At 69.4% G+C, this 24,146-nt stretch carries 23 protein-coding genes; 12 read left to right on the forward strand and 11 right to left on the reverse strand.

Going from position 1 to position 24,146, the window contains the following annotated elements; translation table 11 throughout:
• Window positions 1-267 precede the first annotated feature (267 nt).
• Window positions 268-726 (reverse strand): DUF3099 domain-containing protein, encoded by a 459-nt coding sequence (locus M4D77_RS13075; RefSeq protein ID WP_259936372.1) that lies wholly within the window; start codon window positions 724-726, stop codon window positions 268-270.
• Between the two features lie 174 nt (window positions 727-900).
• Between M4D77_RS13075 and M4D77_RS13080 the strand changes: the two genes are divergently transcribed.
• Entirely contained in the window at window positions 901-1,173 is a 273-nt protein-coding gene (locus M4D77_RS13080) for a DUF3039 domain-containing protein (protein WP_058250213.1), read from the forward strand.
• A 31-nt stretch (window positions 1,174-1,204) separates the two neighbouring features.
• Here M4D77_RS13080 and M4D77_RS13085 read toward each other — a convergent pair whose 3' ends face one another.
• Window positions 1,205-2,443 carry a YihY/virulence factor BrkB family protein gene (locus tag M4D77_RS13085; protein WP_065628901.1) on the reverse strand — a complete coding sequence of 413 codons (1,239 nt, stop codon included), beginning with the start codon at window positions 2,441-2,443 and terminating at the stop codon, window positions 1,205-1,207.
• Between the two features lie 283 nt (window positions 2,444-2,726).
• Between M4D77_RS13085 and M4D77_RS13090 the strand changes: the two genes are divergently transcribed.
• Window positions 2,727-4,469: a DEAD/DEAH box helicase gene (locus tag M4D77_RS13090; RefSeq protein WP_159370683.1), complete on the forward strand. Its 1,743-nt coding sequence runs from the start codon at window positions 2,727-2,729 to the stop codon at window positions 4,467-4,469.
• A gap of 150 nt (window positions 4,470-4,619) precedes the next feature.
• Here M4D77_RS13090 and M4D77_RS13095 read toward each other — a convergent pair whose 3' ends face one another.
• The 4 genes from M4D77_RS13095 to ppgK all read right to left on the reverse strand — a co-directional run bounded on the left by M4D77_RS13095 (window position 4,620) and on the right by ppgK (window position 8,963).
• Window positions 4,620-4,826, reverse strand: a complete 207-nt coding sequence (locus M4D77_RS13095; RefSeq protein WP_004018852.1) for a hypothetical protein — start codon at window positions 4,824-4,826, stop codon at window positions 4,620-4,622.
• A gap of 256 nt (window positions 4,827-5,082) precedes the next feature.
• Window positions 5,083-6,132 carry a sulfite exporter TauE/SafE family protein gene (locus M4D77_RS13100; protein ID WP_068970903.1) on the reverse strand — a complete coding sequence of 350 codons (1,050 nt, stop codon included), beginning with the start codon at window positions 6,130-6,132 and terminating at the stop codon, window positions 5,083-5,085.
• Window positions 6,133-6,525: 393 nt separating this feature from the next.
• Window positions 6,526-8,088, reverse strand: a complete 1,563-nt coding sequence (locus M4D77_RS13105; RefSeq protein WP_259936373.1) for an RNA polymerase sigma factor — start codon at window positions 8,086-8,088, stop codon at window positions 6,526-6,528.
• Window positions 8,089-8,144: 56 nt separating this feature from the next.
• Window positions 8,145-8,963 (reverse strand): polyphosphate--glucose phosphotransferase, encoded by an 819-nt coding sequence (ppgK, locus tag M4D77_RS13110; RefSeq protein WP_259936374.1) that lies wholly within the window; start codon window positions 8,961-8,963, stop codon window positions 8,145-8,147.
• A 170-nt stretch (window positions 8,964-9,133) separates the two neighbouring features.
• On the opposite strand from ppgK, the gene M4D77_RS13115 reads away from it, so the two are divergent.
• Entirely contained in the window at window positions 9,134-10,060 is a 927-nt protein-coding gene (locus M4D77_RS13115) for an inositol monophosphatase family protein (RefSeq protein WP_259936375.1), read from the forward strand.
• A 54-nt stretch (window positions 10,061-10,114) separates the two neighbouring features.
• Here the strand turns inward: M4D77_RS13115 and cei are convergent, their stop codons facing one another.
• Entirely contained in the window at window positions 10,115-10,807 is a 693-nt protein-coding gene (gene cei, locus M4D77_RS13120) for an envelope integrity protein Cei (protein WP_259936376.1), read from the reverse strand.
• Window positions 10,808-11,217: 410 nt separating this feature from the next.
• Here cei and M4D77_RS13125 point away from each other — a divergent pair, with 410 nt between their 5' ends.
• Complete coding sequence (locus M4D77_RS13125; RefSeq protein ID WP_004018846.1) at window positions 11,218-11,517, forward strand: DUF4193 domain-containing protein; 300 nt, start codon at window positions 11,218-11,220, stop codon at window positions 11,515-11,517.
• A gap of 97 nt (window positions 11,518-11,614) precedes the next feature.
• Here M4D77_RS13125 and M4D77_RS13130 read toward each other — a convergent pair whose 3' ends face one another.
• Window positions 11,615-12,187: a DUF3093 domain-containing protein gene (locus M4D77_RS13130; protein WP_058250221.1), complete on the reverse strand. Its 573-nt coding sequence runs from the start codon at window positions 12,185-12,187 to the stop codon at window positions 11,615-11,617.
• A gap of 22 nt (window positions 12,188-12,209) precedes the next feature.
• Here M4D77_RS13130 and dut point away from each other — a divergent pair, with 22 nt between their 5' ends.
• Together dut and M4D77_RS13140 are read left to right on the forward strand one after the other, a co-directional pair.
• Entirely contained in the window at window positions 12,210-12,695 is a 486-nt protein-coding gene (dut, locus tag M4D77_RS13135) for a dUTP diphosphatase (RefSeq protein WP_058250222.1), read from the forward strand.
• Between the two features lie 109 nt (window positions 12,696-12,804).
• The gene (locus tag M4D77_RS13140) at window positions 12,805-13,710 is read left to right on the forward strand and encodes a DUF3710 domain-containing protein (RefSeq protein WP_259936378.1); all 906 of its coding nucleotides are present in this window, start codon (window positions 12,805-12,807) and stop codon (window positions 13,708-13,710) included.
• A gap of 24 nt (window positions 13,711-13,734) precedes the next feature.
• Here M4D77_RS13140 and M4D77_RS13145 read toward each other — a convergent pair whose 3' ends face one another.
• Window positions 13,735-14,466: an alpha/beta fold hydrolase gene (locus tag M4D77_RS13145; protein WP_259936379.1), complete on the reverse strand. Its 732-nt coding sequence runs from the start codon at window positions 14,464-14,466 to the stop codon at window positions 13,735-13,737.
• 378 nt (window positions 14,467-14,844) lie between these two features.
• Between M4D77_RS13145 and M4D77_RS13150 the strand changes: the two genes are divergently transcribed.
• Window positions 14,845-15,219, forward strand: coding sequence for an OB-fold nucleic acid binding domain-containing protein (locus tag M4D77_RS13150; protein ID WP_004018839.1), 375 nt, complete (start codon window positions 14,845-14,847; stop codon window positions 15,217-15,219).
• Between the two features lie 92 nt (window positions 15,220-15,311).
• Entirely contained in the window at window positions 15,312-15,938 is a 627-nt protein-coding gene (locus M4D77_RS13155; protein WP_259936384.1) for a DUF3159 domain-containing protein, read from the forward strand.
• Here the strand turns inward: M4D77_RS13155 and M4D77_RS13160 are convergent.
• Both M4D77_RS13160 and M4D77_RS13165 read right to left on the reverse strand, forming a co-directional pair.
• A complete protein-coding gene (locus M4D77_RS13160) occupies window positions 15,919-16,581 on the reverse strand; it encodes a TrkA family potassium uptake protein (protein ID WP_065628889.1) in 663 nt (220 codons plus the stop codon). The two genes, M4D77_RS13155 and M4D77_RS13160, sit on opposite strands and share 20 nt — an antisense overlap.
• Before the next feature lie 22 nt (window positions 16,582-16,603).
• Complete coding sequence (locus tag M4D77_RS13165; protein ID WP_259936385.1) at window positions 16,604-17,272, reverse strand: TrkA family potassium uptake protein; 669 nt, start codon at window positions 17,270-17,272, stop codon at window positions 16,604-16,606.
• A gap of 78 nt (window positions 17,273-17,350) precedes the next feature.
• Between M4D77_RS13165 and M4D77_RS13170 the strand changes: the two genes are divergently transcribed.
• From M4D77_RS13170 to M4D77_RS13185, 4 genes are all read left to right on the forward strand, one after another.
• A complete protein-coding gene (locus M4D77_RS13170) occupies window positions 17,351-19,366 on the forward strand; it encodes an APC family permease (RefSeq protein WP_159370689.1) in 2,016 nt (671 codons plus the stop codon).
• Window positions 19,363-20,670 carry a class I SAM-dependent RNA methyltransferase gene (locus M4D77_RS13175; RefSeq protein ID WP_259936380.1) on the forward strand — a complete coding sequence of 436 codons (1,308 nt, stop codon included), beginning with the start codon at window positions 19,363-19,365 and terminating at the stop codon, window positions 20,668-20,670. The genes M4D77_RS13170 and M4D77_RS13175 overlap by 4 nt, the downstream gene beginning before the upstream one ends.
• Before the next feature lie 151 nt (window positions 20,671-20,821).
• Window positions 20,822-22,780, forward strand: coding sequence for a 1-deoxy-D-xylulose-5-phosphate synthase (gene dxs, locus M4D77_RS13180; protein WP_259936381.1), 1,959 nt, complete (start codon window positions 20,822-20,824; stop codon window positions 22,778-22,780).
• Between the two features lie 41 nt (window positions 22,781-22,821).
• Window positions 22,822-23,961 carry a glutamate--cysteine ligase gene (locus tag M4D77_RS13185; RefSeq protein WP_259936382.1) on the forward strand — a complete coding sequence of 380 codons (1,140 nt, stop codon included), beginning with the start codon at window positions 22,822-22,824 and terminating at the stop codon, window positions 23,959-23,961.
• Window positions 23,962-24,146 lie beyond the last annotated feature (185 nt).

The following is a 24,146-nucleotide window of genomic DNA, read 5'->3' on the forward strand; positions in this document are numbered from 1 at the left end:
ACCTTTGGTCGGGGTCGAACGTGCAACTGTCGAGCGTGACATGCGGCCTCCTGACTTGAGTGCGTTCACTGGGTCCAACGCCCTTGTGTGGGCGATAGTTCCCGAGAGTGGTTCGGAGCAAACCTCGCCGAGGCTTGGTGACCTGCGCATTCTTTTTCGCGACCAGACAACCGGCTGAGAAGTTGCTGAGATGTCGCGCGCGGGGGAACCCGAGGGAACCCGAGGGAACGCGGGGACCGCGGTGCCGACCCGTCTGGTCCGGAGGTGTCAGGCGCGGGGGTCGTCGGGATCGACGACCTGCCCGTCGATGGTGCGCGACAGCTGGTGGTCGGTGCCGGTGTCGGTCAGTGCCGGGGGTCCGACGACGTGATGGTCGGCGCCGTACTTGTACTGGGGGATCTCGCCGCGCTTGCGCGGCGGACGGTCGTTGGCGATGAGGACCGCCGCCCATGGCAGCGGGATGGAGATCGCGACGATGGCCAGCGCCAGTAGTCCGGACCCGGTGATGCCGTAGGCGATACCGGCGATGGCGAGCGCCGGCACGCGGAAAGCCATGAGGAACAGGTACTTACGCACACGCGCCCGGTGCTGGGCCTCGAGCGAGTCCGGTGCGTCGGTGATCAGGTAGGCCTCGGCGCCCGGACGTTTCGACGCGGGATGTCCGTGCTCGTCGACGTGCGGCGACGTGCTGTTGCGGCCGTGCTGTCCGCGACCGGACTCACCCATGGATTCCCTTTGTTCGAACACCCTCTCCACTGTCCTCCTTTTGTCGGTCTATTGCACCCGCCGCCGGGAGCGTAGCGAGCGGGGCGAATCGGGTCCCGCCGCCGGGAGCGTAGCGAGCGGGGTGAATGTGCACTCGGGTGTTCCGTCGGCCCGGTTGTGACGCACAATGGACGAATGGGAACCGAAACCATCGAACGCCCGGACCTCGACGAATGGTCCGACACCAAGACCGACGAGCGTCCCGATGCCGACGCGACCGACCGGGGTGACGACGATCGCCCCAAGTTCTTCCACTACGTGAAGAAGAACAAGATCGCCGAGAGTGCGGTCATGGGTAATCATGTCGTCGCCCTCTGCGGCGAGACCTTCCCGGTCACGCGGTCGGCCAAGCCCGGGTCGCCGGTCTGCCCGAAGTGCAAGAAGATCTACAACAAGATGCGCAAGTGACGCGAGGCGGCTGATCGGCGGGCATCGCCGGTCAGCCGCGGTCGCGGTGCCGCGCCTGCCGGCGAATCGGGCCGGAGGACAGCCGGTCGGGCAGGGTCCGGAGTTGGCCGGTGAAGTCGGAGGTCTGGGAGTTCACCCAGTGCCGGACCTGCGTGGTGGTCGACGCCTTCGCGGGCCAGAATTGTTGCACGGCCGCGTTGAACTCGGCGCCGATCACGATGCCGAAGCCCAGTGAGAACGTGAAGAGCAGGAACGCGATCGGTGTGGCCAGCGCCCCGTAGGAGACCCCGGCCTCGGTGATCTTGGTCAGATAGATGCGCAGCACGTAGCTCGCGACCCAGAAGAACACGCCGGCCACGATCGCCCCGCCGATGAGCCGATGCCACGGCAGGGGATTGGGCAGCGCGAGGTGGTAGAGCGTCGTCAGGACGAACAGCAGGAGGACGGCGACGAACGGGAAGTAGCCGTAGTCGATGAGGGTGGTGACGAACGATCCCCACGACTCCGGCACGATCGCCCGCAGATAGTTCGGTCCGAGCGCGACGAGGGGCAGCAGGAACACCGCGACGCTCAGGAAGCCGACGTAGAGGAACAGCGCGAAGAACCGCTGCCACACCGGGTGTCGGACCTCGTGCTGGTCGTGTGCGTGCGCGATCGAGGCGATGAAGCACGAGACGGCCGACGATCCCGCCCACAATGAGATGACGAACCCGACCGACATGAGGCCGATCCGGCCGCGCCCGAGCACGCTGTCGACCGTCGGGGTGATCAGGTCGTCGACGACCGTGGGGGTGAAGGTCCGGCCGGCGAGGTCGATGATGCGGGCGTAGACGACGTCGACGGTGTCGGGGCCGAACCAGCCGGCGACGTAACCGACCGAGCCGAGCAGACCGAGCAGCAGCGGCGGCAGCGACAGCGCCTGCCAGAACGCGGCCTGTGCGGCCCAGCCGATGATCCCGTCGTCCCAGGACTTGACGATGGTGCGCCAGACCACGCGATGGATGTTCGGCAGGACCGGCAGGCCCGGTCCGGACGCCGCCTCGGTTCGTTCCGGATCGTCGTTCCCGGTCTTCTCCGACCCAGCGTCCGGTTCGGTCGACCCCTTCGCGCCGCGGAGGACTTCGACGTCCCCGGACGCCGGGGCGGACCGCAGCGGCGCGCGCAGGGGTTCGGTCGCGGCCCCGACATCGGCGAGTGGGTCGCCGATCGGCGCGGTGACCGCAGTCGACACGGGACCCGGCGGGACGGCGGGCGGGCTCGCGGCAACCACCGACGACGGGTCGTCGGCCAGTGGGACCGGATTCCTCTTGCGCGTTGTGATGTGTTCAATATCCCCGATCGGGAGGCCGATTGGGTACCCGGGTCACCAGGCGAGTCGTTCGGATCGCCCACGGGCGCCCGTCGCGGCGGACGCCGCGGCCCGGTGTCGGGATGCGGGAGCTGTCGCGCTTCGGCGGTACCATTGGCGGGTCCCCTCGGGCGCGGGCCCCGCACGCGAGGGGTCGTTTCATGTCCGGCCGGAAACCCGCACGCGTGGAGGAGCAGCCCAGAAGGTGACGTCAGCCGAACCCTCCGGATCCACCGCCGGCCCGAAACTCCAGCTCCGCGCCTGGCAGCGTCGTGCGCTGACCAAGTACCTGACGCAGAAGCCGAAGGACTTCCTCGCCGTGGCGACGCCGGGCGCCGGCAAGACGACGTTCGGCCTGCGTATCGCCCGCGAACTCCTCGATGACCGCACCGTCGACAAGATCACCGTGGTCGCCCCGACCGAACACCTCAAACACCAATGGGCCGAGGCCGCCGCGCGGGTCGGGATCGCGCTCGACTCCCGGTTCACCAACGCCGCCGGACAGACCAGCTCGGACTTCCACGGCGTCGTCGTCACCTATGCACAGGTGGCTGCCCATCCGGCCCGGCACCGGGTGCGCACCGAGAACTATCGCACCCTGGTCATCCTCGACGAGATCCACCACGGTGGCGATGCCAAGTCGTGGGGCGAGGCGATCCGGGAGGCCTTCGACGACGCCGAGCGCCGGCTCCTGCTGACCGGTACACCCTTCCGCTCCGACGACTCGCCGATCCCGTTCGTCACCTACGAACCGGAGGCCGGCGGGCATCAGCGCTCCAAGGCCGACCACACCTACGGCTACGCCGACGCACTGAAGGACGGCGTCGTCCGTCCGGTCGTGTTCCTCGCCTACTCCGGTGAGGCCAGCTGGCGCGACAGCGCGGGCGAGGAGTACACCGCCCGGCTGGGTGAACCGCTCTCCGCGGAGCACACCACCCGCGCCTGGCGTACCGCGCTGGACGCCCACGGCGACTGGATTCCGGCGGTCCTCACCGCCGCACACACGCGGCTGGGCCAGCTCCGTGCGACCGGCACACCGGATGCGGGCGGGCTGGTCATCGCCACCGATCAGACCGCGGCCCGCGACTACGCCGAACTCCTCACCGCCATCACCGGCAAGCCGCCGACGCTGGTGCTCTCCGACGATCCGAAGTCGTCGTCGAGGATCGGCCAGTTCGCCGCGTCCACCGACGAGTGGATGGTGGCGGTCCGCATGGTGTCCGAGGGAGTCGACGTCCCCCGCCTGGCCGTGGGTGTGTACGCCACCAGCTCGTCGACGCCGTTGTTCTTCGCCCAGGCCATCGGGCGGTTCGTGCGATCGCGTCGTCCGGGTGAGACCGCGAGCGTCTTCCTGCCGTCGGTCCCGGTGCTGCTCGACCTCGCCAGCCAGATGGAGGTCGAGCGCGATCACGTGCTGGGCAAGCCGCACCGTGAGAGCGACGGTCTCGACGACCAATTGCTGATCGACGCCAACAAGCAGGAGGACGAGCCGGGGGAGGACGAGCCGAAGTTCCAGTCGCTGCATGCCGACGCCGAACTCGATCAGGTCATCTTCGACGGCACCTCGTTCGGCACGGCCACGTTCGCCGGTAGCGACGAGGAGTCGGACTATCTGGGGTTGCCCGGGCTGCTCGATGCCGACCAGGTGCGTGCTCTCCTGCGCAAACGCCAGGAGGAACAGGTCACGGCGCGGACGGTCGCGTCGTCCTCGGAATCGTCGGCTGCCGAGCCGCCCACTCCCGGCCGGCCGGCGGGAACCACCGGCGAGAACCTGCACGCCCTGCGTAAGGAACTGAACACGCTCGTCGCGATGCATCATCACCGCACGGGCAAACCACACGGCATGGTGCACAACGAGTTGCGGACTCGGCTGGGCGGGCCGCCGACCGCGATGGCGAGCGCCGATCAGCTGAAGGAACGGATCGCCGCACTGCGCGAGTGGCGCTGATAGACACTGCGCGAGTGGCGCTGACAGAGGCTTCGCAGCGGCGCTGGTCGGGCGGGCCGGAACAGGCCCCGGACACGACAGAGCCCGGCCGGATTGTTCCGGCCGGGCTCTGTGCGCGTAGGGAAAGCCCGCGTTCGATCGTCGGAGGTGTCAGACCAGCTCGCCGGCGGATTCGACGACGGTGGCGCTCAACTCGACAAGGCGGGCCTCGTGCTCGTTGAAGTGGTGGCGGCAGAAGAGAAGTTCGCCGCCCTTGGGCAGGACGGCCCGTACCTTGGCTGCGGCGCCGCAGCGATCGCAGCGATCGGCGGCAGTGAGCGGCAGGTAGATCGGGGCTGTGGTGGCGATGTCAGTCATGGTTCGTTCCTCCGTCCCGGTCCGGCGCCGGGTGTCCGGTCGCCTTCCCTTCGAGCCGACACATCCGGGCGATGCGTCAACCTCACTCTGTCAGACGCTCGGGGCGTTCGTATTGTTCCGAGGGTGCTCTCGGTGTGTCGTCACTCACCGTTTACACCAGGCAACAACTGAACAACGATCGTCCGAACGCAATGCGACCCGGCCATGGGGCCGGGTCGCACCACTCTACGCGTTGTGCGCGGGACGAGTCGTTCGGTCAGCTCGTCCGCGTGGGGGTGTGTGTTCCGCTCGCACCCGCATCGGGTTCGGGTGCGGACTCGGCGGCCGGGATGTCCGACGTCGACGTTCCCTCGGAGCCGGGGCGTTCCGCGCCCTCGGCGCCCACGAGCGCCTCTTCCTGCTCCTCGCGGAAATGGGTGACCGCGTCGGAGGACTCGTTCTCCCGGTCGCGCAGGTACTCGCGGAGCGAGTAGGCGAACGCCGCGGCCCAGGCGATGGCGATCACGATGTAGAAGACGTTGCGCACCGAGCCGGGGGCGTCGATGAAGTCGCTCTTCAGCAGGCTGCGGGTGTTCGTGAGGACGATCAGGCCGCCGACCGAGGCGCCGAGCAGACGTGGCGGGATGTGACGCACGAGCCAGGCCGCGATCGGAGCGGCGATCACGCCGCCGACGAGGATGGCCGCGACCCATGCGAAGTTGATTCCCTGCGAACCGAGGCTGAACAGGAAGCCGAGGCTCGCGGCGACGGCGATGATGAACTCGCTCGTGTCGATCGAACCGATCACCTTGCGGGGCTCGAGACGGCCGCTGGCCAGGATGGCCGGGGTGCCGACCGGACCCCAACCGCCGCCACCGGTGGCGTCGACGAATCCGGCGACGAATCCGAGCGGGCTGAGGAATCGCTTGCGCAGCGGCTTGCCGAGGTTGTGGCGGGGGATGCCCTGGAAGGTGAACCGCACCAGGATGTAGAGCCCCAGCAGCAGCAGGATCACGGCCATGACCGGCGCAGCGGTCTCGGTGGAGAGACTCGACAGGATCGTGGCGCCGAGGAAGGCGCCGATGGCTCCCGGGATCGCGATACGGCGCACGACGCGCCAGTCGACGTTCCCGAACTTCCAGTGCGAGACGCCGGAGACCAGCGTGGTGCCGATCTCGGCCAGGTGCACGGTGGCCGAGGCGGCAGCCGGGTTGGTGCCGATGGCGAGGAGGAGGGTCGTGGTGGTGACGCCATAAGCCATGCCGAGACTGCCGTCGACGAGCTGAGCAGCGAAGCCGACGAGGCCGATCAGGACAATCGTTCTCATAGTGGGTCTTTCCGGGAAGTCACGCCGTCAGGGACGTGACGAGGCTGGGGCAGGCACTCGGTGCCCGCGACGAAGTGGAACGCGGAAGAGGGGATCGCAGGTGGCGTTCTCGCCCTCGGGTGGGGTCTGTCGCGTCACAGACACAGCATCGATGCTGTGCGCAGCAGGTCGACGGTGGCACGACGCACCAGCATGGCGCCGCGTCTGCTCCCGGTCACTGCGTAAGTCACCGCGCCATCCTATGTAGTGCGTCCCCGAAAGCCCGAGAATCCGGTCGTGTCCAAATCGGAGCGCGCAGAACTATTGACAGATCGATGTCTATGTGGATGACACAACGACATCGCCCCCGGAACCGTGAGGTTCCGGGGGCGATCAGGGTGTTGTCGTCACCGACTAGTCGAGATAGTCACGCAGGACCTGCGAGCGCGACGGGTGGCGCAGCTTCGACATCGTCTTCGACTCGATCTGACGGATGCGCTCGCGGGTCACGCCGTAGACCTGCCCGATCTCGTCAAGGGTGCGGGGCTGGCCGTCGGTCAGTCCGAAGCGGAGGCGGACCACGCCGGCCTCACGTTCGGACAAGGTCTCGAGCACCGACTGCAGTTGATCCTGCAACAGCGTGAAGCTGACCGCGTCGACCGCGACGACGGCTTCGGAGTCCTCGATGAAGTCGCCGAGCTGGCTGTCGCCCTCATCGCCGATGGTCTGGTCCAGCGAGATGGGTTCCCGGGCGTACTGCTGGATCTCCAGCACCTTCTCCGGGGTGATGTCCATCTCCTTGGCGAGTTCTTCCGGCGTCGGCTCGCGGCCGAGGTCCTGGAGGAGTTCACGCTGGATGCGACCGAGCTTGTTGATGACCTCGACCATGTGCACCGGGATACGGATGGTGCGGGCCTGGTCGGCCATGGCGCGGGTGATCGCCTGACGGATCCACCAGGTGGCATACGTCGAGAACTTGTAGCCCTTGGTGTAGTCGAACTTCTCGACCGCGCGGATCAGACCGAGGTTGCCCTCCTGGATGAGATCCAGGAACGCCATGCCGCGGCCCGTGTAGCGCTTGGCCAGCGACACGACGAGGCGCAGGTTCGCCTCGAGCAGGTGGTTCTTGGCGCGGTTGCCGTCGCGGGAGATCCAGTTGAGGTCACGCTTCTGGGCGGTGCTGAGCTTCTCGCCGGCATCCATGATGCGCCGAAGACGTTCGGTGGCGAACAGTCCGGCCTCGATGCGCTTGGCGAGTTCGACCTCTTCCTCGGCGTTGAGGAGGGCGACCTTGCCGATCTGCTTCAGGTACGCGCGGACACTGTCGGCGGAGGCGGTGAGCTCGGCGTCCTTGCGGGCCTGACGCAGCGCCTCGGACTCCTCTTCGTCCCAGACGAAGTCGCCGGACTTCGCGGCGGCGGCCTCGTCCTTGGACGCGGCCTTCGCGGCGGCCGGGGTTGCGCCGCCGGCGGCGGGCGCGGTCGCCTCCTCGGACTCGTCGTCGTCCTCCGACTCGTCCTCGGAGTCGTCGTCGACCTCCAGGTCGTCGTCGATCTCGACGTCCTCGAGTTCGGCGTCGGGACCGTCGATGTCGTCGATCGAGTCCGGGTCGTCGGGCTCGGCGTTCGGATCGTCGCCGGAACCCTCTGCGGACGCGGCCTTCTTGGCGGCCTTCTTCGGCGCCGCCTTCTTGGTGGCCTTCTTCGCCGCGGCCTTCTTGGCGGGGGCCTTGCGGGCGGCGGTCTTCTTCGCAGCCTTCTTGGCGGTTCGCTTCGCCGGGGCGTCGGTCGCGGCTGGGGTCAACTCCGTCGACTCGGCCTCTGCATCACCCTGGTGGGTCGTGATGGCTGCCACGTACAACCTTTCGAACTGTCTTCTGTGGTGTCTTCTGTCGTCTGTCACCAGACGCGACACGGCAGCATGAGCCGCCGTGGACGAGGTCTTGGTTTCTCGGTTGGAATGACCGGTGACGACCATTGTAACGACATCGCCGTCCCCGGTGTGTCAAAGCCCTGGTCACGCCCTGCGCGGCGTCAGGTCTTGAGCCCCTGGGACACGGCCATGGCCGCACCGACGATGCCGGCGGTGTTCAACAGCGTCGCCGGTACCACGGGCGTCTTGTTGGTCAGCAGAGGAATCCACTTGTCGGACTTGCGGCTGATACCGCCGCCGGCGATGAAGAGATTCGGCCAGAACAGCGCCTCGTAGGTCTCGAGGACCTCGGAGACCTTCTCGGTCCACTTCTCGTACGACCAGCCCTTCTCCTCGCGGACACGCGAAGAGGCCTGGTGCTCGGCCTCCTTCTTGCCGACCTGTAGGTGACCGAGCTCGGTGTTGGGCACGAGGGTGCCGTTGATCAGGATCGCCGACCCGATACCGGTTCCGAACGTCAGCAGCATCACGACCCCCGCGACGCCCTTGCCCGCGCCGTACGCGTCCTCGGCCATACCCGCGGCGTCGGCGTCGTTGAGGACCGACACCTGCCTACCGCCGAGGTGTCCGCTGAAGAGGTCGTAGACGTCGGTGCCGATCCAGGCCTTGTCGATGTTCGCCGCCGTGCGCATGATCCCGTCGGTCACGACCCCGGGGAGGGTGACACCCACCGGGCCGGTCCAGTCGAAATGCGCGACCACCTCGGCGACGCCCCGGGCCACGGCCTCGGGTGTCGCGGGCTGCGGGGTGAGCACCTTGAACCGTTCGCCCACGAGTTCACCGGTGTCGAGATCGACGATGCCGCCCTTGATCCCGGAACCGCCGACGTCAACCCCGAAACCGAGGTTCGTCGGAGGCGTCGGATCATCGGTGCCGGCGGAATCGGAGTCGGACGATCCGGGGACGGACGTGTCGGTCATGGCGGGGCTCCCTGTCCGGGTCGGTGTCTGAGGGTGGGGGCAATCCGAGACCAGCCTATTCACGCGACCGGCGCAACGCCCGTCATCGCAACGCATGTCGACACGATTCGACCACCCGGGAGGAGAGATCGGTCACCGCGATCGGTGGTGCGCTCCGGCCATGTGCTCACATGGAGGGCGTGGATCAGACAATTCCGGTGGACGAGCTCGCCGCGGTCGCCGGCGCCGTGGCCCGGGAGGCCGCCGCGCACGTACGTCGCCGCCGGCCCGAATTGTTCGGTGCGACACCGGGACACGGCGAGCCGCCGCAGCCCGCCGCGGTGGATTCCACCGTCCGGCCCGTGTCGACGAAGTCGGCAGTGCAGCCCGTGTCGACGAAGTCGACGGAAACCGATCCGGTCACCCTCGCCGACACCGAGACCGAACGCCTGATCCGCTCACTGCTCCGTGAGGCGCGCCCCGACGACGAGGTGCTGGGCGAGGAGGACGGCGGGAGCCGGGCGGTGCCGTCCGGTGTCCGATGGGTGGTCGATCCGATCGATGGGACCGTCAACTTCATGTACGGCGTGCCGGCCTACGCGGTGTCCATCGCGGCGCAGGTCGACGGACAGTCGGTCGCCGGGGTCGTCGTCGACGTCGCCCGCGACGTCACGTACGGCGCGACCCTCGGCGGGGGAGCGTGGGCGGCGGACTCCGCCGGGGTACGCCGGCCGCTCCGCTGCAATCCGGTCGACAGAGCCGAACTCGCGCTCGTCGCAACGGGCTTCGGGTACGACGCGGCGCGCCGCCGGCAGCAGGGACGCATCGTCGCCGAACTGCTCCCACGTGTCCGCGACGTCCGACGCATCGGCGCCGCGGCCCTCGACCTCTGCATGGTCGCGGCCGGCGCGGTCGACGCCCACTACGAACACGGTCTGAGCCCGTGGGACTGGGCCGCCGGCGGGCTGATCGCCGCCGAGGCCGGCGCCGTCGTCCAGACTCCGCCACCGGATTCACGGGCCGACGAGGGTCACATCACCGTCGCTGTCGCGCCCGGGGTGGCCGACGAATTCCTCGCGCTGCTCGACGAATTCGACGCCCGCAGCCCGCTCACCTGACGGCCCTCCCGCGTCTCGCCATGGGGTCGGCGGCCGCCGCACGGCGTGTGGAGGTCAGCAGGGGGCGGAGTGCACGGCCTCGACGAGGACCGGGTCGACACCACTCGCCGGATTCTTCGGATCCGCCGACCGCAGCGCCTCCAGGGCGGCCTGCGCGTCCTGCGACATCTCGCCACCCGAGTGGTGGACCCCGAGTGCGACGTCGACGGCCGTACCGCGCCGGCCGTCGTCGACCAACTGGGCGCACGGGAACGCCAGCCACGTGGCCGCCGCCGCCGCGCGACCGGCCGGCCCGAACCGGATCTGTGCGACACAGTTGAGATCCCGATTGGGATAGACCGGGTCATCGGCGTACGGCGTGTCCGGCACCGGGCTGAACCCCTGCGCGGTCAGGTCGTCGGACACCGTTCGGGCCGCGCCTCGTTCGTCGGAGGCGTTGAGGACGCGGACGCCGAAGGTCGACAGCGGGGCCGGAGCGACTCCGAGCATCTCGTCCCGTCCGACGACGGTGAGGCTCGGCGGGGCCGGCGGAGGTGGCGCGCCCGCTTCCACCGACGTCGGCGGAGTCGGTTGATTGCACGCTGTCGGAACGGATTCGGACTCGCCGCCGCCCAGCGCAACCGCCCACACCACCACGCCGACGACCATCAGGACGACGACCGTGACGATCGCCGGTGCGTAGCGCCGCCGACGGTAGGGTCGGCCCTGCTCGTCGGTCGGATAGCCGACCGTAATCTTCGACACCACCGTGGACTGACTCCTCACTGGGCGTTGCGTGATCTCGGATCACTGTAGAGGGTGACCCCGCAGTGCCCCGCGAGCCTCGCCGGGAGCAGTACGACTGGGGTGTACCGGGGCATGGATCGGGCGCCGAACCGAAACTTACCGACGAGTTGGGTCCCGGGTATTGACCTTCGATAGCGTGTCGACTACGCTTCGGGCGCCCGCGCTTCCAGACCCGGGGTGCGCCCGATATGAAACCGTGATCGAAATCACGCAATACGTCTGATCCTCTGGTACGAATCTCGCCCGAGACGACGTTGCAATGACCCCATCGGTAAGACAATCCCGGCGGAGTCGTGCGCAATAACACCGGGTGGCGACGCCAGCGCCGTCACCGTGAGCGCCCCTCACACTCTCGACAAGTTAGGCAAGGAATGGCTACAGATTACGACGCGCCACGACGGACGGAGACCGAGGACCTCAACGAGGACTCGCTCGAAGAACTGAAGGCTCGACGCAGCGAGGCGCAGTCCTCGGCAGTGGATGTCGACGAGAGTGATACCGCGGAGTCCTTCGAACTCCCGGGCGCCGATCTCTCGGGCGAGGAACTGTCCGTGCGTGTCATCCCCAAGCAGGCCGACGAGTTCACCTGTACCAGCTGCTTTCTCGTCTACCACCGCAGCCGGTTGGCCGAGGAGAACGGAAGCTCGCTCATCTGCGTCGACTGCGCGTGAGATGAACTGAGTCCAGCTGTCACAGCTGATGAAGGGGGCCGACGCCGAATACGGCGCGGCCCCTTCGTCGTGTCTCGGGTAGGAAGTCGTGCCCGGGTCAGGCGGTGGGTGCGGGACGGTCGGCCGCGGCGTCGTCGACGCCCAGCGCCGCAAGGAGTTCGGCGGGCCGACGTGTCGACACCAGCCAATACGGTGTCGGGTCGTCGGGGTCGTCGAGCACGATGAGGACCATCGTCTTCACCCAGGAGCGGTGCACGAGATAGGCCGCCGGGTCGAGCTGCCGCCCGAGTGCGGCGCTCTTCGCGGTCGCCGGGACCGTCGCCGCCCGCGCGACGACGGCGCGCGGCAGGACCGCGCGGTGGGCATGCAGCTCCCGATCCGCGGTCACCCGGACGCGGGTGCGGCTCATCGACCACAGCATCACGACGCACAGCACGCCGGTGGCCACGTATCCGATGATGCTCCAGGCGCTGCCGCGCGCCGACAGCTGGATCTCGTAGCCCACCACGCCGGTGAGGACCACGGCTGCCAACCACCACCACCACGGCACGTACAGGCGCTCGTCGAACAGATCGGCGGTCGAGTCGGTGACGCCGGCGTTCCGCCCGGTGGGTGCGGGGGAGGCGTCCGAGGGTCCTCCGGGGCGCTCGGGCGAATGATCTGCGGTCACGTGACCAGCGTAGTCTGCCTGCGTGGCCTCAGATCTCCCCCCTGCGCACCCCGCTGACCCGGCGCCGATCGCGCTCCGACGCCTCGATCCCGACCTACCGCTGCCGACCAGGGCGCACCCCGGGGACGCGGGGGTCGATCTCTATTCGACGATCGATCTCGAACTGCCCGCCGGACGCCGTCAACTCGTCGGGACCGGGATCGCCGTGGCGTTGCCGATCGGCACCGTGGGGCTGATCCACCCGAGGTCGGGACTGGCCGCCCGGGCCGGCCTGTCGGTCGTGAACACCCCCGGCACCATCGACGCGGGCTATCGCGGGGAGATCAAGGTCTGTCTGATCAACCATGATCCGGAGCAGACGATCTCCATCTCGCGGGGCGACCGCATAGCCCAGCTGATCGTGCAGCGCGTCGAGCTGCCCGACTTCGTCGAGGTCGACGAACTCGACGAGACCGCACGCGGCGACGGCGGGTACGGATCGAGCGGGGGATCGGCGATTCTCGCCTGACCTCTGCGGCGAACCGTCGCCCGGGGCTCTCCCCGACGGGAGTCGATTAGTGTTTCCCGTGTGTCCGGCGGATCGTTGTCGCCGGCGGTGACGAACGAGGAGTGACGCGATGGCACAGGACGGATCAGAGGAGCTGCGGGTCGGTCAGGCGCGCGGCCCCTACGACATCGACGCACTGGCGACCCGGCCGCAAGAGCTCGAGAACTCCCATCTGGACCTCGGATCGGTGCTGGTCCCGGTGGTCGAGGGCGGACAGGTCACCGTCGAGATGTCCGAGGCCCACCAGCCGCAGAACGTGTATCTGGTGACCCCCATCGGCCGGATCTCGGTGAGCGCCTTCGCCGCACCCAAGTCCCCCGGGATGTGGCGTGAGGTGGTCCGTGAGCTGGCCGCTTCCCTCCGCGACGACGGCGCGGCCACGAGTGTCGAAGACGGGCACTGGGGGCGTGAGGTGGTCGCCGAGACGGACGGTGCGACCCACCGGTTCATCGGGGTCGACGGCCCGCGCTGGCTCGTCCGGTGCGTGGGCAGCGGGCCCACCGAGCATGCGGACGACCTCGCACGGTTGAGCCGCGCCGTACTGGCCGAGACGGTCGTCCGACGCGGGTCCGAGCCGTTCCCCCCGCGGGATCCGCTGCCCGTCGTGTTGCCGCCGGTGCTCGCCGAGCAGGTCGCGGCCGCCCAGCAGCAGATGTTCGCCGGCCCCCCGGCCGGACAGGAATCCCCGGACCCCTCCGCCCAGAACCCCACCGCCCCGAACCCCGCCGCACAGGACGCGGGCCCGGGTGCCGCGTCCACCGAGGACGCGACCGACGATTCGGTACCCGTTGCCGGGGGTGCGCTCGATCAGGTCGCCCACGCCACCGTCTACGGGGAGAACGCCTACCGCGACGAGCCGGAGGCGGCCGCCGCCCCGGAAGTGGAGTCCGCGGCTCCCGCCGATCCCGAGGTCGACGAGGAGCCGTTGCCGCCGTCGTCGGGCTCGGCGATGCAGCGCTTCCGCCGCCGCCGCTGAAGCTCCGGCCACACCAGGCTCCGATCACCCCGGCGGGTCGGTGAGTTCGACAAGCCCGGCCCGGAGCTCGTCTCCCAGCACACCCGGATCGTGGCCCCAGGCGTCGAGCGTGATCTCCACGAGCGTCGATCGCGGTGCGGCAGCACGCCATTCGCGGGCGACGGCGATGGGGTGGACCGGATCGTCGGCGGCCGCGACGATGGCCAGCGGCACCGTGAGCCCGGCGATCTCGGCCGGCGTCGGCGCCCGATGACGAGCCGCCTCGCGCAACATGCCGGCGAGGCCCGGGTGCAGACCCCGCCACGACCGGGTCAGTTCCGCGGCCAGCCAGGCCGGGCTGCTGCTCGCCATCGCCGCGATGGTCGCCTCGAGTCCGTCGCGTTCGAGCGCATCGGCGGTGGCGCCGGCACTCGCGGCCGCGGGTGCCGAGTGGGCGTCGCCGCTCCATGCCGGCAGCGCGGCGAGCACCCCGGCGCAGCGTCGGCCGTTGTCGCGCAGGGCCCACTCGAGCGCGATCGCGGCTCCGATCGACACCCCGCCCACGAGGATCGAGCGGTGGGCTCCGGCGGCCCGCTCCAGCCCGCGGAGGTGGCCGTCGATCAACGGCGTCGTCGGGTCCAGCGCGATGAGCTCTACCTCCAGGTCAGCTGCGGCGCGCTGAAAGGAACGGGTGACGTGATCGGCGTCGGAACCCGTTCCGGGTATGCCGACGAGAGCCGTCGGGCGAGGGCGGTGCGGACCGTCGGTGCCAGGCATCAGGGCATCATCCCCTAGTGGTGTGTCTCGAAAAGAGGCGGCCGGTGTCCGGTGGAGCGATCGGTGGTCTGGCAAGGCGGAGGAGGGAGGGATAACGGAGCTATCTCGACCGACGACAACGCGGCCAGACGCCGATCGAACGGCGGAGACCAGTCGCCTGTTTCTGAGACACACCACTAAGGTGTCCCGAGGCCCCCGCGCAGACCTGGACAGCGGGGGTCCGGCGACCACGGAATGGCCCCGCGGTCGCCGACGTTGTCACTGGCCGAGGCCGAGGTCTACGCTGGCGGGCAGGTCACCGATCACTCGTTCGGCGACCCACGGACACCGCTCTGTACAGCCCTGCGGTGCCGGCCGAAATCCATTGGGAGGGTCGAGATGCCCACTGCCGGCTATCTCAAACGACTGACCCGTCGGCTGACCGAAGATCTCGGTGACGCCGACGCAGAGAAGATCGCCGAGGAATCCAAGGCGACAGGCGCTCAGCGCGCATCCGAGTGCTGCCGCGGTGACGAGGTCACCATGCACGGCGAACTGCGTGCCGTCGAGACCTGTTCGCGGTCGGCCAAGGCGGGGGTGAAGGCCGAGTTCTTTGACGGCTCCGACATCGTGATGCTGAAGTGGCTGGGCCGTAACCGCATCACCGGCATCGAGCCCGGCCGCAAGGTCACCGTCCGGGGCCGGCTCGCCGAGCAGGACGGCCACAAGGTGATCTACAACCCTTATTACGAGTTGCACGGCGTCGACGAGTGACCGGTCCGGTCCCCGAGCATCCGGCCTCGAGACAGCCGGACGCCGAACCGTCGGCACCCGGACAGTCAGCACCCGAGCAGGCGGCGCCCACGGTGCTCGAACAGATCGGTGGCGTCTCCGGCCTGGTCTATTCGACCGTGCCCGTGGTGGTGTTCGTCCCCGTCAACTCCTTCTTCGACCTCCGGACCGCCATCTACGCGGCTCTCGGCGTGGCGGCGCTGCTCTTCGTCGTACGGCTCGTGCGCCGCGAACCCCTGACCCCCGCGATCTCGGGTCTGCTCGGCGTCGCCATCTGTGTCTTCATCGCCGACCGGGTGGGGGATGCCAAGGGCTACTTCCTCTTCGGGATCTGGAGCACCCTCGTCTATGCGATCGTGTTCGCCGTCTCGATCCTGGTGCGGTGGCCCCTCATCGGGGTGGCCTGGCATCTGATCAACGGCGAGGGGTCCGGCTGGCGCAAGCAGCGGTCCATCCTCCGCGCCTACGACATCGCCACCGCGCTGTGGGCGGTGCTCTTCGCGGCGCGCTACCTCACGCAGTCGGAACTGTACGACGACGGGGCCACCGGGTGGCTGGCGTTCGCGCGCATCGCGATGGGGTGGCCGCTGACCGCACTCGTGGTGCTCGCGACGATCCTCCTGGTCCGCCGGGCGCAGCGAGCCGAGGCGGCGCGCGCCGGCACCCCGCCGGACGCGGACGTCACCGCGCGATCTGCATAGCCTCATAGAGGGCGGGTTCGGCCTCGGTGGGCGCGATGAAGACCAGTTCGTCGCCGCCCTCGATGGGGTCGTCGCGCTGCGGGACGATGACGCGGCCGCCGCGCAGGATCGCGACGAGCGCGGCGTCGCGCGGCAGTTCCAGCTTCCGGACGGGCTTGCCGGCGAGGGGAGTGTTCGACGGCAGGGTGAGTTCGACGAGGTTGGCCTGCCCCTGACGGAACGTCATCAGCCGGACCAGATCGCCGACGGACACCGCCTCCTCGACCAGGGAGGCGAGCAGGCGCGGGGTCGAGACGGCGACGTCGACGCCCCAGTCCTCGCCGAACAGCCACTCGTTACGCGGGTCGTTGACGCGGGCGACGACCCGGTTGACGGCGAACTCGGTCTTCGCGAGCAGGCTCACGACGAGGTTGGCCTTGTCGTCGCCGGTCGCGGCGATCATGACGTCGTAGGTCTGTAGTTGCGCCTCTTCGAGATTGGCGAGTTCACACGCGTCGGCGAGCACCCATCCCGCGCCGACGACGGCGTCGGTGTCGATGTGGCCGGCGTTGCGCTCGAAGAGCGTGACCTCGTGGGCGTTCACCAGCAGTTCGCGGGCGATCGAGCGCCCGACCGCGCCGGCTCCGGCGATGGCGACCTTCACTTCGGGACTCCTTCGGCCCGGGTCATCCGGACTCGTTCTGGGTGAACGGCCGCGCGGCGACGCCACGGGCGTTCTTGAGGTTGTCGAGCATGACCGCTCCGTAGACCACATCATCTTGTTGCAGAACGGTTTTCGCCTCGGGGAGAACCGGACGTCCGACACGGCTGAGGAAGGCCACCCGCGCGCCGGTCTGCTCCTGGAACTTGCCGACCGAGATCCCGATCCACGAGTCGTCGACGTCGATCTGGGCGATCGCCAGCGAACCCGACGGGTCACGCCACTCCATCGTCGTCGTCTCGCCGAGCGCCGAGACGAATCGCTCGGTCGTCCAGGGGACGGTCGCCACCGTCGGAATCCCGAGCCGCTCGTACACCTCGGCGCGCTTGGCGTCGTAGATCCGGGCGACGACGCGCTCGACGTCGAAGGTCTCGCGGGCCACCCGCGCCGAGATGATGTTCGAGTTGTCCCCGGAGGACACCGCGGCGAACGCGTCGGCGTGCTCGATGCCCGCCTTGACGAGGATCTCGCGGTCGAACCCGACCCCGGTGATCGTGCGGCCCGCGAAGTCGGGACTCAGCCGCACGAACGCGCTCTGATCCCGATCGATGATCGCGACGTCGTGTCCGCGCTTCTGCATCGACATCGCGAGCGCGGATCCGACCCGCCCGCAACCCATGATGACCACCTGCACGGCATTCCTCTCCACACGCGGCTCGTCTGCCGCGAGTCGAACCTACCCGCCTCGGCGCCAACGCTCTAGGGTTGCCTGGTGTCCACCGTCTCCAAGGTGTCCGTCGCGACGAAACGCCTCCTGCTTGGCAGGCCTTTCCGCAGCGACACGCTCGGTCACACGCTGCTGCCCAAGCGGATAGCCCTGCCGGTGTTCGCCTCCGACGCGATGAGCTCGGTGGCGTACGCGCCGCAGGAGATCTTCCTGGTCCTGTCCGTCGCCGGCATCAGCGCGCTGGCGTTCACGCCCTGGGTGGCGATCGCCGTCGCCGTCGTCATGGCCGTGGTCGTCGCGAGCTACCGCCAGAACGTGCACGCATACCCCTCGGGTGGCGGCGACTACGAGGTCGCGACCGTCAATCTCGGTCCCAACGCGGGCCTGACCGTCGGCAGCGCCCTGCTGGTGGACTACGTGCTCACGGTGGCGGTGTCGGTCACGTCGGCGGCGGAGAACATCGGTTCGGCGATCCCGTTCGTCGAAGAGCACAAGGTGTGGTTCTGCGTCGGCGCGATCATGCTGCTCGCCGCGGTCAACCTGCGTGGCATCAAGGAGTCCGGGGCCGTGCTCGCGATCCCGACCTACGGGTTCATCATCGGTGTCCTGGGCATGCTCATCTGGGGGTTCACCGAGATCTACGTGCTCGGTCAGGACATCCATTCCGAGACCGCCGACTTCGGCATCGTGCCCGAACAGGACAACCTCACCGGGCTGGCGCTGATGTTCCTCGTCGCCCGGTCGTTCTCCTCGGGCTGTGCGGCGCTCACCGGGGTGGAGGCCATCAGCAACGGGGTGCCGGCCTTCCGGAAACCGAAGTCGCGCAACGCCGCGACGACACTGCTGCTGCTGGGCGCGTTCTCCATCACCCTGCTGATGGGCATCGTGCTGCTGGCGGAGAAGATCGGCGCGAAGTACGTGATGAACCCGGAGCAGGACCTCATCGGGGCGCCGGAGGGTTACCAGCAGAAGGCCATGATCGCCCAGCTGGCCCACGCCGTCTTCGACTCGTTCCCGCCGGCATTCTTCTTCGTCGCCACCGTCACCGCGCTGATCCTGCTACTGGCCGCGAACACCGCCTTCAACGGTTTCCCGGTGCTGGGCTCGGTGCTCGCGCAGGACCGCTACCTGCCGCGCCAGTTGCACACCCGAGGCGACCGCCTGGCGTTCAGCAACGGCATCCTCTTCCTCGCGATCGCCGCGATCATCTTCGTCGTCGCGTTCGGCGCGCAGGTGACGTCCCTGATCCAGCTCTACATCGTGGGCGTCTTCGTGTCGTTCACCTTGAGCCAGACGGGCATGGTGCGGCATTGGACCCGCCTGCTGCGTACCGAGACCGACCCGAGCGCGCGGCGTCGGATGATGCAGTCCCGGGTGGTCAACACGGTCGGCCTGGTGATGACCGCGACGGTCCTGGTCGTCGTCCTGATCACCAAGTTCACCGAGGGTGCCTACATCGCCGTGATCGCGATGGTCTCGCTGTTCGTGATCATGAAACTCATCCATCACCACTACGCGTCGGTGCAGCGCGAACTCGACCGCGCCGAGGACGACGACGAGGCCGTCCTGCCCAGCCGCACGCATTCGATCGTGCTCGTGTCCAGCCTGCACATGGCGTCCAAGCGGGCCCTGCGGTACGCGCGGGCCACCCGTCCGGACGTCCTGGAGGCGATCACGGTCAACGTCGACGACCGCGACACCCGCAAGCTCGTCTCGGAGTGGGAGGCCAGTGACATCACCGTCCCGCTGAAGGTCATCGCCTCGCCCTATCGCGAGATCACCCGGCCCGTCATCGAATACGTGCGCCGGGTGCGGCGCGAGTCGCCGCGCGACGTCGTGACCGTGTTCATCCCGGAGTATGTCGTCGGGCACTGGTGGGAGCAGATCCTGCACAACCAGTCGGCGCTGCGCCTCAAGGGCCGGCTGCTGTTCGAGCCCGGCGTGATGGTGACCTCGGTGCCGTGGCAGCTCACCTCGTCGGACCGGCGCAAGGAAGACCGCGCGTACTGGGCGCCGGGGGAGACCCGCCGTGCACTCGGCGAACCCGAACGGCGACCGTGAGCGGCCCGGCAACACCGCGCCGGGTCGAGGTGACCGTCGACCGTCCGGCCAACGGCGGTGAGTCCGTGGGCCGCGCCGACGGCCCCGTCGTGTTCGTCCGCGGGGCGATCCCCGGCGAACGGGTGGTCGCCGAGATCACCGACGACCGGCACGACTCGTACTGGCGGGCCGAGGTGGCGGAGGTGCTCGACGCCTCGCCGCATCGGGTGGCGCCGCGGTGTCCGGCGGCTGCGGCCGGGGCCGGGTGCTGTGATCTCGCGCACGTGGCACCCGATCACGCGCGGGACCTGAAACAGGCTGTGCTGCTCGATGTCCTGGATCGCGTTGGTCGTCTACCGGGCGAGATCGTCGCCGGCACCGAGCTGGCGACCGACGGCGTCCGGCGTCTCGGGGACGCCGACACGGGGTGGCGAATCCGGACCCGCCTGGCCGTGGACGGCCGGGGGCGCCCGGGGCAGTCGGCGTTCCGCGGCCGCGGCGTCGTCACCGAGGCCTGCGTCCAGCCCGCCCCGGGAATGCTCGACGGACTCGCGAACCGCGGTTTCACCCCGCACTCCGAACTCGCCGTCGTGCTCGACGCCGACGGCGCGCGCCACATCACCGAACTCGCGCCCGTGGCGGAGCCGCGCCGGGGCCGCGCCGACAGCCGGCGCCGGGCGCAGCAGAACCGCGCCCGGCACGCACGGCCTCGTGCCCAGCGGGTCGTCGAAGGTGGGGCGACGGCCGTCCAGCGGGTCGGCGGGCGGTCGTGGGACATTCCCGTCGCGGGATTCTGGCAGGCGCACCGCGACGCGCCGCGGACCTATGCGGAGACCGTCGTCGACTTCGTCGGTGCGCATCTCGGAAGACCGACGCGGGTGGCGTGGGATCTGTACGGCGGGGCAGGGGTGTTCGCGGGTGCACTGCTCGACGGCCCGGCCGGTGCGCCGGACACCGTGCACATCGTCGATTCGGATCCGGCCGCACTCGACGCCGCCGAGCGGGCCTTCGCCGGCGACGGCGATCGGGTGCACACCCATCGCGGGGAGGTCGCGGCCCGGATCGCGGACCTCACCGCGCGGCCGGACGTCGTCGTCCTCGATCCCCCGCGTACCGGAGCCGGGGAACGGGTGATCGGGGCGATCGCCGACGCCCGGCCCGGCATCGTGGTCCACGTGGGCTGTGACGCCGCCCGATTCGCACGTGATCTCGGATACTTCGCCGCGCGCGGATTCCGTGTCGTCGACATACGCGGTTTCGACGCATTCCCGCTGACGCACCACGTGGAGGCGGTGGCCTGCCTCGTTCCGGCCGCCGCCGGCTGAGCGACGCGCGCTCGCGGGGTCCGGGATCCCGACGTGTCGGCCATCCGTCGATCGGGCTCGCGACGAATGCTTCCGTAGACTGACCAGACATGTGCCGGACGTTCTCCGGCTCGACAGCCGACCTGGCGTCACGCCGGTGATGGAGGAAACGATGGGTGTGCTCGACCGGATCAGCTCGCCGGCCGATCTCCGGCCGCTGTCGGACGAGGAGATGAAGGTCCTCTCGGCCGAGATCCGGACGTTCCTGATCGAGAAGGTCGCAGCCACGGGCGGACATCTCGGACCGAACCTCGGAGTCGTCGAGTTGACCCTCGGAATCCACCGCGTCTTCGACTCCCCGTCGGACCCGATCCTGTTCGACACCGGCCACCAGTCCTACGTCCACAAGATCGTCACCGGACGTAAAGACGGCTTCGATCAGCTGCGCCAGCGCGGCGGGCTCACCGGCTACCAGGAGCGCGCGGAGTCCGACCACGACTGGGTGGAGTCCTCGCACGCGTCGGCGGCGCTGTCGTATGCGGACGGGCTCGCGAAGTCCTTCGAACTGACCGGTCAGCCGGATCGCACGGTGGTCGCGGTGGTCGGCGACGGCGCCCTGACCGGCGGCATGTGCTGGGAGGCGATCAACAACATCGCCGCCTGCAACCGCCGGGTCGTCATCGTCGTCAACGACAACGGTCGGTCGTATGCGCCGACGATCGGCGGACTCGCAAGCCACCTGTCGGGGCTGCGCCTGCAACCTGGGTACGAGAAGTTCCTCGACGAGGGTCGCCGCGTCGTCAAGCAGGTGCCGGTCGTCGGGGAGCCGGCATACGCCGTCCTGCACGGGATGAAGAGCGGGCTCAAGGACCTCCTGGCCCCGCAGGCGATGTTCACCGATCTCGGACTGAAATACGTCGGGCCCGTCGACGGTCACGACATCGACGCGGTCGAGTCGGCGCTGCGGCAGGCCCGCGACTTCGGCGGCCCGGTGATCGTGCACACCGTGACCCGCAAGGGCATGGGCTACGCCCACGCCGAGAACCACGTCGCCGACCTCATGCACGCGACCGGCATCATCGACCCGGTCACCGGCCGGCCCACGAGCGTCTCACCCCAGGACTGGACCGCCGTGTTCTCCGCCGCACTGCTCGACGCCGGCGCCAACCGTCCCGACGTCGTCGCGATCACCGCGGCGATGCCCGGGCCGACGGGACTCACCCCCTTCGGCGAACGCTACCCGGACCGCATGTTCGACGTCGGCATCGCCGAACAGCATGCGATGACCTCGGCGGCCGGTCTCGCGCTCGGCGGACTGCATCCGGTCGTCGCCATCTACTCGACGTTCCTCAACCGCGCGTTCGATCAGCTGCTGATGGACGTCGCGCTGCTGAGGCAGCCGGTGACGCTCGTCCTCGACCGTTCCGGCATCACCGGACCCGATGGCCCCAGCCACCACGGCATGTGGGATCTCTCGCTGATGGCGATGGTGCCCGGCCTGCGGGTCGCCGCACCGCGTGACGCCGTCCGGCTGCGCGAGGAGTTCGACGAGGCACTCGGCGTCGCCGACGGCCCCACGGCCCTCCGATTCTCCAAAGGTGCTGTCCCCGAAGACATCCGGGCGGTCGAGCGGCTCGACGACGGTGTCGATGTGCTGCACCGCGCCGACCGGGACCTCGGTCCGGCGGGCGGCGATGTGCTCATCGTCGCGGTCGGTGCCTTCTGCGGGCTGGCCGTCGACACCGCCGAACGCCTGGCCCGTCAGGGAATCGATGCGACGGTCGTGGATCCGCGCTGGGTGCTGCCGGTGCCCACCTCGGTGGTCGAGGTCGCGCGCCGCCACCGGCTCGTCGTCACGCTCGAGGACGGGTGCACCAGCGGCGGCGTCGGGTCCGCGGTCGCCGCCGCGCTGTCGGCGGCGGAGGTGCTGGTACCGGTACAGATCAAGGGCATCCCGCAGGAGTTCATCGCACACGCCTCGCGCAACGAGATCCTGGGCGATCTCGGGTTGACCGCGCAGGACCTCGCCCGGTCGATCACCGCGACGGTCTCGGGCATGCAGGCCGGTCCCGGCCTGGACCGGGCGATCGAGAACACACCCGATCCGGCGGAGAGCCGCGCCGAGGACTGACGTCCCGTTTGACCGACGCCGCCGCTGGGCATTTTCTCCGTGTGAACGACGAGTACGGTTCCGCGGGCGGGGATTTCCGGGGCATTCCGGCGCCGACCCTCGGGGTCGAGGAAGAGTTCGTCCTCGTCGACCGGGAGACCGGACGGCCGGTCGGGAGCAACCGCGAGGTGGCGGCCGCGGCATCCGCGCGCGGCCTCGACCTCGAGTTGGAACTCACCTCGTCGCAGGTGGAGATCGCCACGCCGACCGCGGCGACGAGTGAGGAGATCGGCGACCACCTGCACCGGCTGCCGGGCATCCTGGCGGCGGCCGCCGACGACGTGGGCGTCGACGTGGTCGCCTGCGGGGTGCCGCCACGCGTGCCCGAGTCGTTTCCGGTGACCGACACCGGCCGCTACCGGGCGATCGCCGCGCGGTACGGCATGCTGGCCCACGAACAGGGCATCAGCGGCTGTCACGTCCACGTGGGTGTCCCGGACACCGACACCGCCGTCGCGGTGTGCAATCGCCTGCGCCCGTGGCTACCGATACTGCTTGCGCTGTCGGCGAACTCGGCGATCTATCGCGACGCCGACTCCGGCCACGCCAGTTGGCGTTCGGTGCTCTGGTCGCGATGGCCGGCGGCGGGACCGCCACCGCACCTGCGGTCGGCCGAACACTTCGCCGAGACGGTCGAACTCCTCGTGGCCACGGGCACTATTCTCGACCCGCACATGCTGTACTGGGACGCTCGGCCGTCGGATCACCTGCCCACGGTCGAGGTGCGGGTCGGGGACGTGCAGATGCGGGTGGAGGAGACGCAGACCTTCGCCACCCTCGTCCGTGCGGCGGTGATGACCGCCCTCGACGACCTGCGCGCGGGGGACCGGCGGTTCCCGGCCGCGGACCTCGATCCGGCGCTGCTGTCGGCCGCGTACTGGATCGCCGCCCACGACGGCGTCGACGGGCGTGCGCTCGACCCGACGACCGGCGCGTTGGTGCCGGTCTGGACGCGGGTCGAGCAGCTACTCACCGTGCTCGCACCCGCACTGGACCGACTCGGCGAGCGGGACGGCGTCGCACAGACGCTGGACCGGCTGCGTCTGCAGGGCAACGGGGCCTCTCGGCAGCGGCGCCTCTTCGAGGAGTCCGGATCGGCTCTCGCCGTGGTCCGGGCCGCGACGCTGCACCCGCCCGTCTGACGACGGACGCCTGCCCTTCGTGGGGCTCGTCGCTAGGCGCTCCTCGCACCTCAGTACCAGCGGCCTGACGGCCGTCCTGGACTACGAAAGAAACCTGTGTGCTCGCGGCGAGCCCTACTACTGCTCCCTGAGGAGGCCGGAGCTTGCGGAGGCCGTCACGAAGGGTCCTGGTGAGATGCGTCGCG

The organism is Gordonia sp. p3-SID1431 (assembly GCF_025143765.1).
In the GTDB taxonomy this organism is placed as follows: domain Bacteria; phylum Actinomycetota; class Actinomycetes; order Mycobacteriales; family Mycobacteriaceae; genus Gordonia; species Gordonia hongkongensis.

Bases quoted from the DNA above. Each gene is read 5' to 3' on its own strand.
- M4D77_RS13075 (WP_259936372.1), bottom strand. From the start codon at position 726: ATGGGTGAGTCCGGTCGCGGACAGCACGGCCGCAACAGCACGTCGCCG.
- M4D77_RS13080 (WP_058250213.1), top strand. From the start codon at position 901: ATGGGAACCGAAACCATCGAACGCCCGGACCTCGACGAATGGTCCGAC.
- M4D77_RS13095 (WP_004018852.1), bottom strand. From the start codon at position 4,826: ATGACTGACATCGCCACCACAGCCCCGATCTACCTGCCGCTCACTGCC.
- M4D77_RS13100 (WP_068970903.1), bottom strand. From the start codon at position 6,132: ATGAGAACGATTGTCCTGATCGGCCTCGTCGGCTTCGCTGCTCAGCTC.
- M4D77_RS13105 (WP_259936373.1), bottom strand. From the start codon at position 8,088: ATGGTCGTCACCGGTCATTCCAACCGAGAAACCAAGACCTCGTCCACG.
- ppgK (WP_259936374.1), bottom strand. From the start codon at position 8,963: ATGACCGACACGTCCGTCCCCGGATCGTCCGACTCCGATTCCGCCGGC.
- M4D77_RS13115 (WP_259936375.1), top strand. From the start codon at position 9,134: ATGGAGGGCGTGGATCAGACAATTCCGGTGGACGAGCTCGCCGCGGTC.
- M4D77_RS13125 (WP_004018846.1), top strand. From the start codon at position 11,218: ATGGCTACAGATTACGACGCGCCACGACGGACGGAGACCGAGGACCTC.
- M4D77_RS13140 (WP_259936378.1), top strand. From the start codon at position 12,805: ATGGCACAGGACGGATCAGAGGAGCTGCGGGTCGGTCAGGCGCGCGGC.
- M4D77_RS13145 (WP_259936379.1), bottom strand. From the start codon at position 14,466: ATGCCTGGCACCGACGGTCCGCACCGCCCTCGCCCGACGGCTCTCGTC.
- M4D77_RS13150 (WP_004018839.1), top strand. From the start codon at position 14,845: ATGCCCACTGCCGGCTATCTCAAACGACTGACCCGTCGGCTGACCGAA.
- dxs (WP_259936381.1), top strand. From the start codon at position 20,822: ATGGGTGTGCTCGACCGGATCAGCTCGCCGGCCGATCTCCGGCCGCTG.